The following is a 13,526-nucleotide window of genomic DNA, read 5'->3' on the forward strand; positions in this document are numbered from 1 at the left end:
CCTCCAAAAATTATTTGATGAGCAGACCTGTTACCCAAAGTAACATCATACCGGTGAGGACGCCGCTAAAGACGGTCATGGGCATGGCTTCGCGGGCAGTGTCTTTTTGAATGAGTTTGGCGATCTCGTAGATGACCTGGAAGATGGCGCCTGCGCCGATGGCAAGGAATAACACTGCAAGGAACGGTGACGGTGTGAAACCGCCGATCCATGCGCCGAGAATGGCGGGACCTCCACCAATGAGACCCATGATGGCGAGTCTGCCGATGGTGGGTCTATCTCGTAACACGGGTGCGATGATGCCGAGACCTTCGGTGATGTTTTGGATGATGAAGCCGACAACAAGAAATGTTCCGAGTGCAATCTCACCGACGTTGTATGCCGCACCAATGGCGAGACCTTCGCCAAGGTTATGGAAGCCAATGCCAACGGCGATGATGAACGCAACGGATAATCTTCTTTGTGATTCGTCGCCCGATGCGTTGACTTGTGAATTCGATATCGCTTCGAGCAAAAGGAAAGTTGCGACTGCACCGATGCCGATCAAGCCGATGCCTTGAAAAGATGCTGGTACTTCTGCGGCAAATTCAAGGGCTTCAGCGAGTGTATCCAAGCCGAGAAAGACGAGCAAGCCAGCTGTCGCCGCCATGAGGAAGGTCATTGTGCGACGTCCCATTTGACGCAAGGCGGGGAACCAGAAGATGCCGAGGAAGACGGGGATGACACCGACATATAAACCGATCAACGTGAAGCCCCAGAATGTAGCACTGGAAGGTTCGGGTGTTGGAAAGGCAACGGGGATGTCGGTTTCAAATGCGACTGCATTGTTCGTCATGATCTTGATGCCATAGGCTTCGGCATATGACCATGCGTAGTTGACTTGGATCGTTGCACGTCCGAGGCGAGGGATGGTCGGACTGGGGTCAACCTTGAACGGCATGACCGAGTCGTTGATGATGACGGCGGCGATGGTCAGTTCGTCGGGTCCCGTGTTGCGGACGTAGAGTTCGACTGAGTTGGGTTCGAGATGATAGCGTTCCACATCAAGGTCTTCGACGGGAGCGGGGGATTCGAGATCCAAGCCTCCGCCTGTGGTGAGGAAGAGGGCAATCACTCCAGCGAGGAGAATGATTGGGATGAGAAGCAGGATGAAGGTCCGAAAGGTGAAGCGGTTTGTCGTCGGTTGAGAATTTGATTGAGTCATAATGTCACCTCTAAGGTAATACCTCGAACATGCCCATCCATCCGAGTTCGGCAAATTCGGTCACGTGCGCATGGAACATGTACATGCCTGGATGTTTGTAACTGAATTCAAGGATGCCACGCTGTGCTTGCCCTTGAATGATTGTGTCGGTAAATTCGGCGGGCGTGAGGCTTGTGCCAGTGGGGTAGTAGTGAAAGAAGCTGGCGTGCAGGTGGAACGAGTTGAGAAGATCAAACTCAAGAATGTTGACAAGATAGATGCGGACGGTCTCGCCGACACGGAATTGAATGGGATGATTCTGATAGTGGAAGGGAATGCCGTTGACCGCATAAAAATCATTGGCATCATCGAAGTCCACATCAAGCCCGTGTTGCACCATGACCATTTCGTGATCCACTTTGGGACGCCCGCCTTTGGGGTCCACGATGAATGTGCCGTAAAGTCCTTTTGCGATGTGACGTGCCAACGGGAAAACGTGACAGTGATAAAGATGCAGACCGAACGGATCCGCATCGAACTCATACGTGAAGCTGGCTCCTGGTTCGACGAGTCCGCCTGGACCCGTGCCTGGTACGCCGTCCATCTCGGAGGGGTGAAAACCGTGGAAGTGCATGGAATGAGGGTGCTCGCTTCCATTGGTGAAGTGAATGCGAATACGGTCGCCTTCGGTGGCTCGAAAGGTGGGACCTGGGATGCGCCCGTTGTACGTCCATGCAGGGAATTCGAGCCCTGGCAGGACTTCGATGCTCTTGTTGATGGCGACGACGTTGTACTCACGCAGGGTTTGTCCGTTGGGCAACGTGGAGACTTCGCCGTAATCGAAATCGGTCAGAACGTCTGTGGGGTTGAAGCCATTCGCTTCATGATCCACTTCGCCGACGGTTCCTGGCAGGTCGCCGTGGTCACCTTGTTGCATCACATGTTGTTTGGGTGGATTGTCATCCTGTGCGTTATGACTGTGATCGCTGGTTTGTGTCGGACCTTTACCTTTTGTTTGGTCAAAGGCAACCACGCCAGTTGTGCCAAGCATTGCGGCGAGTCCGCCTACTTTGAGAAAATCTCTTCTGGATATTTTGTTATTCATAATCTCTCATCTCCAATAAACGTGATTTGAGTCTTTGTAAAGATAGGTGACAGTCTCTTTCAAAGTGACTGTCACCTATAGTGTTTAGTTATTCAATGCTCCAGCTTCGATCCAGTCTGTGATGATCTGGATCTGTGCGGGCGTGAGTTTCGGTCCACGCTTGGGCATTTCGCCTTTGGCGAGTTTTTGAACAAGAAGACTTTTGCCCGCATCACCTGGGACGATGACTGGTCCATGGTCGGAGCCTTCCATCAGCGACTCGTACGTGTCCATGTGCAGGCCTTCGCTCACGAACTCGCCCATGTGGCACTTCCCACAGCGGCTTTCAAGGATGGGTTGCACATCCTTTGCGTAGCTGACTTCTGTTTTTACTGATGGGGCGGCATTCGTCGGGCCGGAGCGAAAAACGACAAATGCGGAAACAACGACCACAGCAATGGCTAGGAGAATGAATTGTTTCTTCATATGATCAAAACCTCTAAAACACTTTAGGCAGGAATCTGCCTGTCCGCTTCATGTATTCACGGTATTCATCGCCGAATTTAGCGATGAGATTGGCTTCTTCCTTTGGTGTGCGGATCGCCATGAGAATGAACGTGAGGATGCCCAGCGCAGCGACGAACCAACTATCTGCCATCATGCCAAAGGCAATGAACATGGATGAGCCAAAGGTGTAAAGCGGGTGACGGATGTATTTGTAAATTCCGTTTGTGACGAGTTTGTGCTCTTTGCGTGTGGCGCTGACGGGGGTGATGCCTGTGCCGATACTGCTGAATAACCAGTAAATGCCAAATGTGTTCACGATCCCGATGCCGACACCAAGCCAGCGTACCCAATCTGGCAAGCCGAGCTTTGACCACGCCATCCATGCTGGGTTGATGAGATACACAAATGGGCTGAGCCAAAGAATAAGCCCACCGATGCGAATGATCGTCATCATGATGGTGCCGTCTGCTTTGCGGGAAAGTTTTTCTCCAGACTCTCTGTCCGCTTTGGTGCGGAAGTAGATGGAGATGCCCATACCTGTAAAAAGGATCAGGGCGGCTAAAATGCGGAAAATGTTTTCGTTCATATTTACTTGTTACCTTTCATCTTTGCGATTACTTCTAAATATTCCTCGTGCGGTTCGGCTGTCAAGCCGTTGATTCCATGTTTTGGAAAATACACGCCATGAAGATAAATTTGTCCCGTGGTCATCAAGGCTATGACGCCCCAAAAAATATACCTGCCGAACAAAATGCCTAAAACTGCCAGCATACCTACCACTACGAAAAGTTTTGTTATTCTTCTTTTGGCGGGCAGGTGTTTTTCAAAATTATTGAATACAATGAAATATGCCACGCTCGCGACTGCCAACACAACAAAAATCTCGGTGAGGCTGATCGGCGGTAGGGAGGAAAGAATCATTAGGTGCTTGAACATGCTTACGCTAGCTAACTTTCCTCAACAAAAACTTTGTTTGTGATGTTCAATCCAAGAACCGTTGTCTTTCGGCCGATCTTTACCGTTAGATTATGGTCGAAGGGAGAGTATTCCTTTACTTCGATCTCCGCATCGGGGACTAAGCCAAGGCTCTCTAGATGACGAAGTAATTCAGTATCTGCGGCTTTAACGCATAGCACGGTGCCTGTTTGATTTGGGCGAAGTGATGAAAGCGGCGCTGATGTATCTTCAGGCATTACTAGCTCTGCTGTGGGAATAAGTTCACCGTGTGGGTCGCGGGTGGGGTGGCCCATTGCCGCGGCGATACGCCTCTCGAAATCCTCTGAGATAACGTGTTCGAGTCGTTCTGCCTCTTCATGGACCTCATCCCATGAATAGCCCAGCGTTTGCACGAGCCAGGCTTCGAGCAGGCGGTGATGACGAATTACTTCGAGTGCCGCACGCCTGCCATCTTTGGTCAGTGTTGCGCCTTGGTGTTTTTGGTACTCGACCAGTGCAGGCTTGGATGATGCAAGCTTTTGGATCATGCCTGTTACCGATGGGGCGCTGACCTTCAATTTTTGTGCAAGCGCGTTTGTGCTGGCGCTCTCTCCGCTTTCGGTTAATTCATAGATGGTCTTCAGATAATCTTGAATGGAGACAGTGAGTGTTTGTTTCATTGTTATTTCCATAGTGATATCGTCGTGCAGGCGAAGAACGCCATATAAGCAATGTTGAAGCCCGCGCCTTCGGTCCAATCCCGGACGAATTGGGGAAGAATGCGCTTGGCCAGCATCCATGTAATGGTCATTGTGACGGGGTTGATCGCAGACATCCAGATTGGGAAGTTTGTTTTACCCAACCAAACCAAAATCGAGAACATGACCGAAGCAATGACAATGAAGAGTAGAAGCGGTCCATAGGTGATGAGCATGACCTTTTTGTGACGTTCGATCATGGCCGTGATAACAACCTGCGATTTTTCTTCGACTTTGTTCAGCGCTTGGATGTATTCGCCCAGATAAAAGAACGATCCATGCACGAATGCGCCGATGACGGAGGCGCTTCCGAACAAGCCGAAGGTTGCCAGCGCCGCCCAATCCTTTCCTCCGCCCAAGCCTTGATACACCTGCCAAAATCCCAATAATACCAATGGCGTAGAAAAGACGCCGATGAGTGCGCCCCACATCATGCGGTTAGGGGAGAGTACAACCATCTTTTCAGAGTCAGAGAGCAGCTTAGAGAAAGGTTTCAACTTGGGATACTCATCAAGGTTTGCTTTGCTCGCGAGTAAAAGCACATCGCCAATGGCGTAAAGGAATGCGCCTAGAAACGCAAGGATTCCAATGATTTTCAGTGATGTGTAATCCATAGTTATTGCCTTTTAAAATAAAATTTAGGTATGCCTAAATTTTAGGCGATGTGTAGGGATTTGTCAATAGATAGGCTTTGTTTATTCTCATGCGTGGCTGAGCCTGCCATGCAAGGAATCAGTAAACTTTTAATGTTCAAAAATATTGTCATGATGGAGGATTGTGTAATAATCAACGACATGTCCAAACCTGAAGTGAGATTACGTGTCTGTATTCTGATGGACGATGGATATGAAACCTTTGACCCTGGCTATTACATGAATGGCTGCACATGGACGGTCGTCGTTATGACGTCGCCTGTGATGGAACGTCTACGTTCTTTAAAGGAGCAGAACGATTTTGATGTGTATTTGAATCTGTGCGAAGGTGAAGAGCCTCCCGATTACTCTGGGTTGGATGTTGTGAAAGCTCTTGAAAAGTTAAATCTTCCCTTCACAGGGTCTGACAGTAAGTTCTATGATCCTACGCGTGAGACGATGCAGGCCATTGCGAAAAAGAATCAGATTGGATTCGTTCAAGGGGTCAACGTACCAGATGTCGCTGAGGTGGAAGCGCTGACGGATGGTTTGCAATATCCGCTCATGGTGAAGCATCCCAACAGTTACGGGAGCACAGGCATGACTCGGAAGTCCCGCGTGGAAAATGTGCAGGAATTGAAGCAACAGGTCAGGCGTATTTGTAATCGTTTTGGAAGTGCGCGCGTAGAAGAGTTCGTTGATGGGCGAGAGTTTACAGTGTTTGTTGTTGATAACCCCGATGACCTTGCCAGTCCGTTTGTGTATCCGCCTGCTGAATTGACAATTCCTGATGGTGAAAGCTTTTTGCATTCGCAGGTAAAGTGGAAGGAATATGTTTATTTGAAGAAAGTGAAGGATGCGGCGTTGGCAGATCGATTGAAAGATATGTCGCGCAGGTTGTATGTTGCGATGAATGGAATTGGGTACGCGCGTTGCGACATCCGTATGAACAAGGCAGGTGAATTGTTCATGATCGAGATCAACCCCAATAATGGAATCTTGTACAAGCCCGAAGACCTTGGCCCGGCCGATATCATGATGGAATATGACCCGGAAGGTCACGAAGGTTTTTTAGATCGGATCTTTCGTTCGGCCATAATTCGTCAGCGGGAAAGAACCCGTTCGGAAAAATAATTTACCTCGGAGGCAGAGATGCGTGTTTGTGTTTTGTCTGATGAAGAAATACAGGATTTTGATGTATCGCCTTACCTGAAAGATTTTGACTATGAGTTCGTCACTGTGCGGGCTCCGGTAATGGATGTGTTGAAGTCGTTGAAAGAGCGAAACGAATTTGATGTGTATCTTAATGTCTGTGAAGGGTATGAAATGGACGATGAAGATGCAGACGATCAAAATGCGTATGAAGGCATCGAAGTCGTCAAAGGTCTTGAAGAATTGAATTTGCCGTTCACGGGTGCAGATTCAAAGTTATTTGACCCCACACGTGAAGAGATGCAAGCCGCCGCTGATGCGAATGGGGTTGGGTTTGCGAAGGGCTATCGAGTCCGTTCAGTGGAAGAAGCAGAGCAATTGGTGAAGACTCTGCGCTACCCGATCATGGTCAAACACCCACAGAGCTATGGAAGCACTGGGATGATAAAGGAGTCTCGTTGTAATTCGCTGGCTGAAGTGCTTATGCAAGTGGAGCGCATTTGCAAGACATATGGCGCCGCCCGCATGGAAGAATTCATTGTTGGCAAAGAGTACAACGTCCTAGTCGTGGACAACCCCGACGATTTTTCGAGTCCAGTTGCGTACCCGCCGACAGAGTTGAGCTTTCCTCCAGGCGAGGAATTTTGGCATACAGTTGTTAAATGGGATGCTTCTTTGCCGTTTAGCTTCAAGCGAGTTACAGATGAAGAGTTGATACCCAGATTGCAGGATATTGCCATCCGCATGTTCAAGGCAATGGGCATCGTTGGGTATGGTCGTTGTGATGTGCGTATGAATGAACAAGGCGAATTGTTCATTTTGGAGATCAACTCAAACCCTGCCATTATGCTCAAGCCTGAAGAATATGGCCCTGCTGATTATATGATTCTCTATGACAAGGATGGTTACAAGGGATTCTTCGACCGCATCTTTCGTTCTGCATTGATCAGGCAAAAGATGCGTGCCAAGGCGGCTTAATTTCCACGAACCGTTTCTTTAGAATGTCTGTGCAAGACTTGCGTTGAACACATTATCTCCTTGTTGAGAGAAACTCCAGCACAGTTTTTGCATCTTCACCGCCTGCTTCTGCGTGTGTGATCAATGGGATACCATGTGGCCCCGGTGTTTTTATTGCATCGGGGTATGCTTCAAGCACAGCTTTGACGATTTCTAGGTTCCCTAGCATGGCAGCTGCAAAGACATCGAGCCGTGCACCGTGTTCAAGCAGGAAGTTGGCGATGTCTTTTCTGCCCATGTGTGAGGCAGCGCCGAGCGCAGTTTCAAAATCTCCGCCACCCCAATCCCATGTGGCGTTGACTAACCCGGGTTCCTGCGCAATCAATTCCTTGACGCGATCAAGGTTTCCATGCGCATTGCCGACAAATTCCTGAACGAGAGTTGCATCTAAAGCGGGTTTTGTATCCATATCTTCTCCTGTACCTATAAACGTGTTTTATCTTTTCCTGGGCCGCATCCAACGTCCACCCAGCAGAAGCGAGAGGACAACAAATGCAACCGCCGCCCACGAAAAAGCCGTGTTGTTTGTGCTAATACCAACGACAAGAAACACAATCCCGAGAATGAGAAATACCCCTGATGCCTTCCTTATATTTTGCTTCATGTAATTATCCCTTTCGAATATAGTGTTGAGGGTAAATGCCTTGCTTTGCTTCATCCTTTAATCGTTCAAAAGCCATCAGAGCAAATTCCTGTTGTTCTTTTGTGATGAGACCTTTCGTGATCGCGTCTTGAAATTCATCGAAATCCAATTCGAGCAGTGTACCATCAGGTTTGAACCAGATATCAAGGAACAGGTCGACAATCTCATATCCATCATCCACTTTGCGGAGGGGCATGGCCATATCTGAATAATATCCAATCGCTTCGCCAGCGGGATCGCCGAATACCAGCAGGTTGAAATACTCACTGTAGGAATAATATTTTGCCACAGAGTGAACTATGTCGCTCGCTTTGATAAACCCTTGAGAGAAAAGCCGCTCGCTCATGGATTTGGAATCGGTCTCGGAAAGAATCGTCAATGTCGTAAGACCATATTGATCGTCTGAGACAAACCTTTCTGTGAAGATTTGAGTTTTCTTCCCTGGGCGGATGTGGTGAATGGTAACGGTCTTCATATGGTTTTGATTGTACATGAATTCTTTCCATCATGTACAATGATGCGCAAGGAACCTCATCATGATCATCTTTGCCGTCAGCATTTTTCTTTCTGCTTTTCTTCTTTTCCAGATCCAGCCGATGATCGGCAAATTCATATTGCCATGGTTCGGCGGTACACCTGCAGTCTGGTCAACGGTCATGTTGTTTTTTCAAGTCCTGCTCATGGGCGGGTATGCATATGCCTATTGGCTCATGGGGCGCGCAAAAAAACAAACGGTCATTCATGTTTCACTGATCGCGCTGGCAACCATTCTTGTGGTCTTTCTTTCGTTTGTTTGGAAATCACCCATCACGCCCGATGCCAGTTGGAAGCCGCAGAATGTGGATACGCCGATCCTGGATATTTTCAAATTACTGATTGTCTCGGTAGGCCTACCCTACTTCCTCCTCGCATCAAACAGCCCGCTCATGCAGGCATGGTTCAGCCGTGTTTTCCCCGAACAGTCTTACGCAAAACTGTACTCCTTATCCAACGTTGGGTCGCTCCTCGGCTTGCTTGCCTATCCTATTTTGGTTGAGCCAAATTTATCCTTGCAATATCAGGGATGGATGTGGTCGATCGGTTTCGTGTTGTTTGGATTTTTCGCAGGCTGGATCGCGATCCAAAACGAACGCGCTTCGCCTCTCTCCCCAACGACAACTGCTTCCGTCCGAACAAGCGAGCGCCCATCTCTATCTTTATTCTCCCTATGGATCGCGTTGAGCGCGACCGCATCTTTATTCTTGTTGTCAGTGACGAATCAAATTTCACAAGAAGTTGCAGTCATTCCGTTCTTGTGGATTCTTCCGCTTGCGCTTTACCTTGTGTCCTTCATTCTGACATTCTCAGGCGAACGTGGCTATAACCGCAAACTTTATTCTGCTCTCTTTATCGTCGCCACAGTAGCGACATTGTTTGTCCTGCTCAACTCAACTCGTTTACATGTCTATTGGCAGATACTCGCCTATTGCTTGTTGCTTTTTACTGCATGTATGCTTTGTCACGGCGAACTCTATCTCCTTCGCCCCGAAGCGGACCATCTCACCAGTTTCTATCTCATGGTTTCCATCGGTGGCGCGCTTGGCGGACTCTTCGTCAGCCTGGTTGCGCCTGTCATCTTCAATGGCTATTGGGAGTTCTTCGTCGGTTTGGCAATGACGATTGCGATAGTGTTGACGGTTCTGCGTGGCAACCGTGCAGTCAACGAACGTGCAAGATTTGTCTTCTTTGTATTCGGCTTGGTGACAGTTATGCTGGTTGTAGTGGGAACATACTTCTCAGGCTCGCTCTACTCCAAACGGAACTTCTACGGTGTGATCCGTGTGCGGCAAGACTTGGTTGGTAACCCGCATCGGCCAGCGTATCTCATGGCGCACGGAATTACTGTCCACGGACTGGAATTCATTTCACCTGAAGAACGTGATCTGCCAACGACCTATTACGTCAAAGATGGGGGGGCGGGACTCGCAATTCTGAATCATCCGCGTTACGGACAGGGACTGCGCGTGGGCATGTTGGGAGTCGGCGCAGGGACATTGGCGAGTTACGGCCAGCCGGGTGATGTCTATCGCTTGTATGAGATCAATCCTGTGGTAACAGACCTGGCGGAAGGAAGAGGCGGGTATTTTTCCTTCATCAAAGATAGCAAAGCCGATGTGACAATGGTCCTCGGCGATGCACGCATTTCTCTTGAGCGTGAGTTGGCTGAAAACGGCTCACAACAATTCGATGTTCTTGCGTTGGATACCTTCAGCAGTGACTCGATCCCCGTCCACCTTGTCACAAAAGAAGCTTTTGCCCTATATCTCGAGCACCTCGCCCCCGATGGCATCATTGCCGCGCACATCACGAACTTGCACCTCGATTTGCAACCCGTCTTCTGGCAACTGGCTCAACACTACGGTTTACATATGGTTCGAGTTAATTACGCAGGTGACTCAAACGGTGGCTATGCCTCTCATTGGATTTTGCTCGCACGCGACCCTGCGCTGTTGAATGTCCCTGCCATTCAAGATCATGAGATTGACTTGAGCGGTTACTCGACCAATCTCAAGCTGTGGACAGATGACTACAGCAATCTATTTCAAATTTTAAAATAAAAAGTAACGCGGCATGCATGCCGCGTTACAGATTTTGCTACTCAAGGTGAGGAATTAAACCCCTTCAACTACAACCGCTTTGGAAACAGAGTACTTGTGTCTCATGGCTTTTGCTTCGCTGTACTCTGGAGAATTCAACCAAGCTTTTGCTCTCTCAGTACTTTCAAATTGCAAGACGACGATCCTGCCAGGTTCCCAATCACCTTCGAGAACTTCTGTCCCACCACCGCGGGCAATGTACTTCCCGCCATATAAAGCAACAGCGGGTGGGGCAAGCTTCTTGTACTCTTCGTAGCCTTCGGGATTGGTGATCTTAATATCAAGAATTACATAAGCTGTCATGATGTACCTCCTTCATTTACCACGATGCCTTTGCTTGGATATATTTTTTCGAGCCCTTGTTTGTAGGCTTGGGCGAATGTTACGTACATGATAAGCGTATAGTACATGGATATCCCCGCCAATAAGAACGGGACAAGACAGATCAACACGACTGTAACAAACAGAAATTGCATCGCAAACATTAGGACCATTGTGGCTCCATACACGATGGCATACGCTAAAACAAAGCCTCCCCAATTTGCCTTGAAGATCGGCCACCATGCTGAGACTTTAAAGCCCGCAGTAAATTCATCTTTAGCCAGCATATGAATTTCGGAAACCGGGGCAATAATCCCAATGATAAGAGAGAGCGGGGTGATCAATATGAATACTAGGATGCTTATTAGTATAAAAATAAAGATGATGTTCTCGTTGCCTTTTCCAAGTGATGCAATAAAAGGGAGCGCAAACATCGAAATGAAAAACGGGAACATTAGAACAAAGATCGGCAATGCAAAGACTAACCTGATGCCCATCATGCGCAACCCGTCTTTTAATAATGCATCCCAGTTGTCCCATTTTACGAGATGTGGTTTCTCACCGTTCAATATTTGACGGACGATGATCGCGTGATATCCAGTAATGACCAGTATGGGAAGTATCGGAATAATAAAGCCTGCAAGGTAGATCAGGCTTCCGATAAGTAGATGTTTTCGCGCTTCACGATCTTGAAGCGGAAAAAGAAAAAGGTCGTTCAAACTAAAACCAAGCAACATAGTTTCCCTCCAGAGAAATTTTATGCGAGACTATATCGCCACGCCCAACACAGCGACAAAGTGTGCGGCGGCCGCAAGCATAACGAAAATATGCCACACCTCATGAAAGCCGAATACACCGGGGACGAAGTTGAATATCTTTGTGGCGTATACGATCGCGCCGAGAGTGTAGATCACTCCACCTGCGATCAGCCAACCAAAGACCCACACAGGCAGAACTGCAAGCATCTGGCCAGCCGCTCCCACACACAACCATCCCATCGCAAGATAGATTGCTGTGTTCAACCAGCGTGGCGCACGGATGTAGAACACCTTCACGATGATCCCGATCAACGCCAACGACCAGATGATGCTCAACATGCCCCACTTCCAAAAGCCTTCGAAGGCGTTCACACAGAATGGGGTGTAAGTGCCTGCGATGAGAAAATAGATCGCGGCGTGGTCTATTTTACGGAAAATTTCCAGTGCCTTGTCCTTCACGCGCACCATATGATAGGTAGCGCTGGCCGAGAACATGGCGATCAAGCTGATGCCATAGATCGTCAAGGAAATGATCTTGGCAGGTGTGCTCCAACCAACAATGAGCAATGCGATCAAGCCTGCTAATGCAAGCGCGGCGCCCACCCAATGGGTAAGGCTGTTTACGGGTTCACGAAGTTTTTTGAGCATGATTTAAATCTCTTTCTTTGTAGCGAGAATAATGATCACAGAGCCTGATGGCCTTTCGATCATTTGTGTTTCAATATCAAGGTCAGATTCAATGAACGGTTCTTCCAAGCTTTCGCGAATGACTTCCTCCGCTTCGGATGATGCCTGCCCTGTGACTTTGAACAGCCACGATAAAAATGGATTCTTGGGCATCGCGGCAAGCAGAACGATAAACCTGCCTCCGTCCGAAAGGCATCTCTTTACCTCTGACAATGTAAGCGGATCGGCGATGTATTCTGCAGGGAACGTTGCGATCACCGTGTCAAAGGACTTGTCACAAAAGGGGAGTTGTTGAGCAAGTCCACGGGTCAATTTTGTCTGCGCGTAGCCAGGCTGGTGGATGTGCGATATATGGGCTGATGATTGAATGGAAGATGCAGAGTTGAGTCTCGTCAGGTTGCGTTTGGCGAGATGACCCATCGAGGCAGATTCGTCTATAGCAACAGAAACCAGCCCACGGTTAAGAAGGACACGTTGTAAATGTCCAGGGCCATGGCCGATTTCGAGAATTCGAGTCCCTTCGATGAAGGGGCGCACTTCCAATATCCAATTGTTCCAGTGACCAAATGAAACCACTGCCGCAACGAGATCGTAGGCGAATGCGAATTGGTGATAGAGGAAGTAAAAAAAGATGCGGAGGAATGTGCGCACGGGGTGCAAGCAAAAAAACAAGGGTTTGATGGCGCTGGTGCGTCACCAAACCCTTGCTGTATCCATTGCCGTTTAGGCGGCAGATGCTTCTTCGTCAGATTTCTTGGGTTTGCGAACGGCTTCTACTGCGCTCTTGCCGCGTTCACGCACTTCTTCTACTACAGCCTGGCCGCGTTCGCGTGCCGTATTGTAAACTTCTGTGCCGCGTTCGCGGGCTGTGTTATAAACTTCAGTGCCACGTTCACGGATCTCTTTGGCAAGTTCGTCGGCACGGGCACGGGCATCGGCCGCAACTTGTTCAGCGCGGGCGAGTGCTTCCTCGGCAGAGACCTGAGCCTTATCGCGCAGTTCAATGGATTTATCCTTGATCAGGGCGCGGGTTTCTTCACCAGATTGAGGGGCGAAAAGCAAAGCAACTACTGCGCCGCTCAGGCCGCCAACGATGAAGCCTACGAGAAATGCTCCAAATTCATCACGATCAGACATGGTAACCTCCTGTGGTTATTATTTCTTTGGTTGTTTGTAAGACCTCAAGGTATTAAAAACCTCAAGGGTATTAAA

Annotated in this window: 17 protein-coding genes; 3 read left to right on the top strand and 14 right to left on the bottom strand. The window is 48.8% G+C overall.

What is annotated here, in order from left to right; translation table 11 throughout:
* Positions 1 to 10: 10 nt before the first annotated feature.
* The 7 genes from IPP66_15930 to IPP66_15960 form a co-directional block, all read right to left on the bottom strand.
* Positions 11 to 1,204 carry a metal transporter gene (locus IPP66_15930; GenBank protein MBK9926762.1) on the bottom strand — a complete coding sequence of 398 codons (1,194 nt, stop codon included), beginning with the start codon at positions 1,202 to 1,204 and terminating at the stop codon, positions 11 to 13.
* 10 nt (positions 1,205 to 1,214) lie between these two features.
* Positions 1,215 to 2,234, bottom strand: a complete 1,020-nt coding sequence (locus IPP66_15935) for a multicopper oxidase domain-containing protein (protein ID MBK9926763.1) — start codon at positions 2,232 to 2,234, stop codon at positions 1,215 to 1,217.
* Between the two features lie 138 nt (positions 2,235 to 2,372).
* Positions 2,373 to 2,753 (bottom strand): cytochrome C, encoded by a 381-nt coding sequence (locus IPP66_15940; GenBank protein MBK9926764.1) that lies wholly within the window; start codon positions 2,751 to 2,753, stop codon positions 2,373 to 2,375.
* A 13-nt stretch (positions 2,754 to 2,766) separates the two neighbouring features.
* The gene (locus IPP66_15945) at positions 2,767 to 3,360 is read right to left on the bottom strand and encodes an isoprenylcysteine carboxylmethyltransferase family protein (protein MBK9926765.1); all 594 of its coding nucleotides are present in this window, start codon (positions 3,358 to 3,360) and stop codon (positions 2,767 to 2,769) included.
* 2 nt (positions 3,361 to 3,362) lie between these two features.
* Positions 3,363 to 3,710, bottom strand: coding sequence for a hypothetical protein (locus tag IPP66_15950; GenBank protein MBK9926766.1), 348 nt, complete (start codon positions 3,708 to 3,710; stop codon positions 3,363 to 3,365).
* An 11-nt stretch (positions 3,711 to 3,721) separates the two neighbouring features.
* Positions 3,722 to 4,390, bottom strand: coding sequence for a metal-dependent transcriptional regulator (locus tag IPP66_15955; GenBank protein ID MBK9926767.1), 669 nt, complete (start codon positions 4,388 to 4,390; stop codon positions 3,722 to 3,724).
* Between the two features lie 2 nt (positions 4,391 to 4,392).
* Positions 4,393 to 5,082, bottom strand: a complete 690-nt coding sequence (locus IPP66_15960; protein MBK9926768.1) for a hypothetical protein — start codon at positions 5,080 to 5,082, stop codon at positions 4,393 to 4,395.
* A gap of 132 nt (positions 5,083 to 5,214) precedes the next feature.
* On the opposite strand from IPP66_15960, the gene IPP66_15965 reads away from it, so the two are divergent.
* Positions 5,215 to 6,234 carry a hypothetical protein gene (locus IPP66_15965; protein ID MBK9926769.1) on the top strand — a complete coding sequence of 340 codons (1,020 nt, stop codon included), beginning with the start codon at positions 5,215 to 5,217 and terminating at the stop codon, positions 6,232 to 6,234.
* A gap of 18 nt (positions 6,235 to 6,252) precedes the next feature.
* On the top strand, positions 6,253 to 7,230 hold the full coding sequence (locus IPP66_15970) for a hypothetical protein (GenBank protein MBK9926770.1): 978 nt from the start codon (positions 6,253 to 6,255) through the stop codon (positions 7,228 to 7,230).
* 52 nt (positions 7,231 to 7,282) lie between these two features.
* On the opposite strand, the gene IPP66_15975 is transcribed toward IPP66_15970, so the two are convergent.
* Both IPP66_15975 and IPP66_15980 read right to left on the bottom strand, forming a co-directional pair.
* Positions 7,283 to 7,678 carry an ankyrin repeat domain-containing protein gene (locus IPP66_15975; GenBank protein MBK9926771.1) on the bottom strand — a complete coding sequence of 132 codons (396 nt, stop codon included), beginning with the start codon at positions 7,676 to 7,678 and terminating at the stop codon, positions 7,283 to 7,285.
* Between the two features lie 199 nt (positions 7,679 to 7,877).
* The gene (locus IPP66_15980) at positions 7,878 to 8,405 is read right to left on the bottom strand and encodes a DUF402 domain-containing protein (GenBank protein ID MBK9926772.1); all 528 of its coding nucleotides are present in this window, start codon (positions 8,403 to 8,405) and stop codon (positions 7,878 to 7,880) included.
* Between the two features lie 43 nt (positions 8,406 to 8,448).
* Between IPP66_15980 and IPP66_15985 the strand changes: the two genes are divergently transcribed.
* Positions 8,449 to 10,509 carry a fused MFS/spermidine synthase gene (locus IPP66_15985; GenBank protein MBK9926773.1) on the top strand — a complete coding sequence of 687 codons (2,061 nt, stop codon included), beginning with the start codon at positions 8,449 to 8,451 and terminating at the stop codon, positions 10,507 to 10,509.
* A 54-nt stretch (positions 10,510 to 10,563) separates the two neighbouring features.
* Here the strand turns inward: IPP66_15985 and IPP66_15990 are convergent, their stop codons facing one another.
* The 5 genes from IPP66_15990 to IPP66_16010 all read right to left on the bottom strand — a co-directional run bounded on the left by IPP66_15990 (position 10,564) and on the right by IPP66_16010 (position 13,451).
* A complete protein-coding gene (locus tag IPP66_15990; GenBank protein MBK9926774.1) occupies positions 10,564 to 10,851 on the bottom strand; it encodes a DUF1330 domain-containing protein in 288 nt (95 codons plus the stop codon).
* Complete coding sequence (locus IPP66_15995; protein ID MBK9926775.1) at positions 10,848 to 11,606, bottom strand: DUF4013 domain-containing protein; 759 nt, start codon at positions 11,604 to 11,606, stop codon at positions 10,848 to 10,850. Before IPP66_15995 ends, IPP66_15990 begins: the two co-directional genes overlap by 4 nt.
* Positions 11,607 to 11,636: 30 nt before the next feature.
* Positions 11,637 to 12,275, bottom strand: coding sequence for a hemolysin III family protein (locus tag IPP66_16000; GenBank protein MBK9926776.1), 639 nt, complete (start codon positions 12,273 to 12,275; stop codon positions 11,637 to 11,639).
* Between the two features lie 3 nt (positions 12,276 to 12,278).
* Positions 12,279 to 12,965 carry a methyltransferase domain-containing protein gene (locus IPP66_16005; GenBank protein ID MBK9926777.1) on the bottom strand — a complete coding sequence of 229 codons (687 nt, stop codon included), beginning with the start codon at positions 12,963 to 12,965 and terminating at the stop codon, positions 12,279 to 12,281.
* Between the two features lie 72 nt (positions 12,966 to 13,037).
* A complete protein-coding gene (locus IPP66_16010) occupies positions 13,038 to 13,451 on the bottom strand; it encodes a YtxH domain-containing protein (protein ID MBK9926778.1) in 414 nt (137 codons plus the stop codon).
* Between the last annotated feature and the right edge of the window lie 75 nt (positions 13,452 to 13,526).

The sequence above is a fragment of the Candidatus Defluviilinea proxima genome, assembly GCA_016721115.1.
Lineage (GTDB): Bacteria > Chloroflexota > Anaerolineae > Anaerolineales > Villigracilaceae > Defluviilinea > Defluviilinea proxima.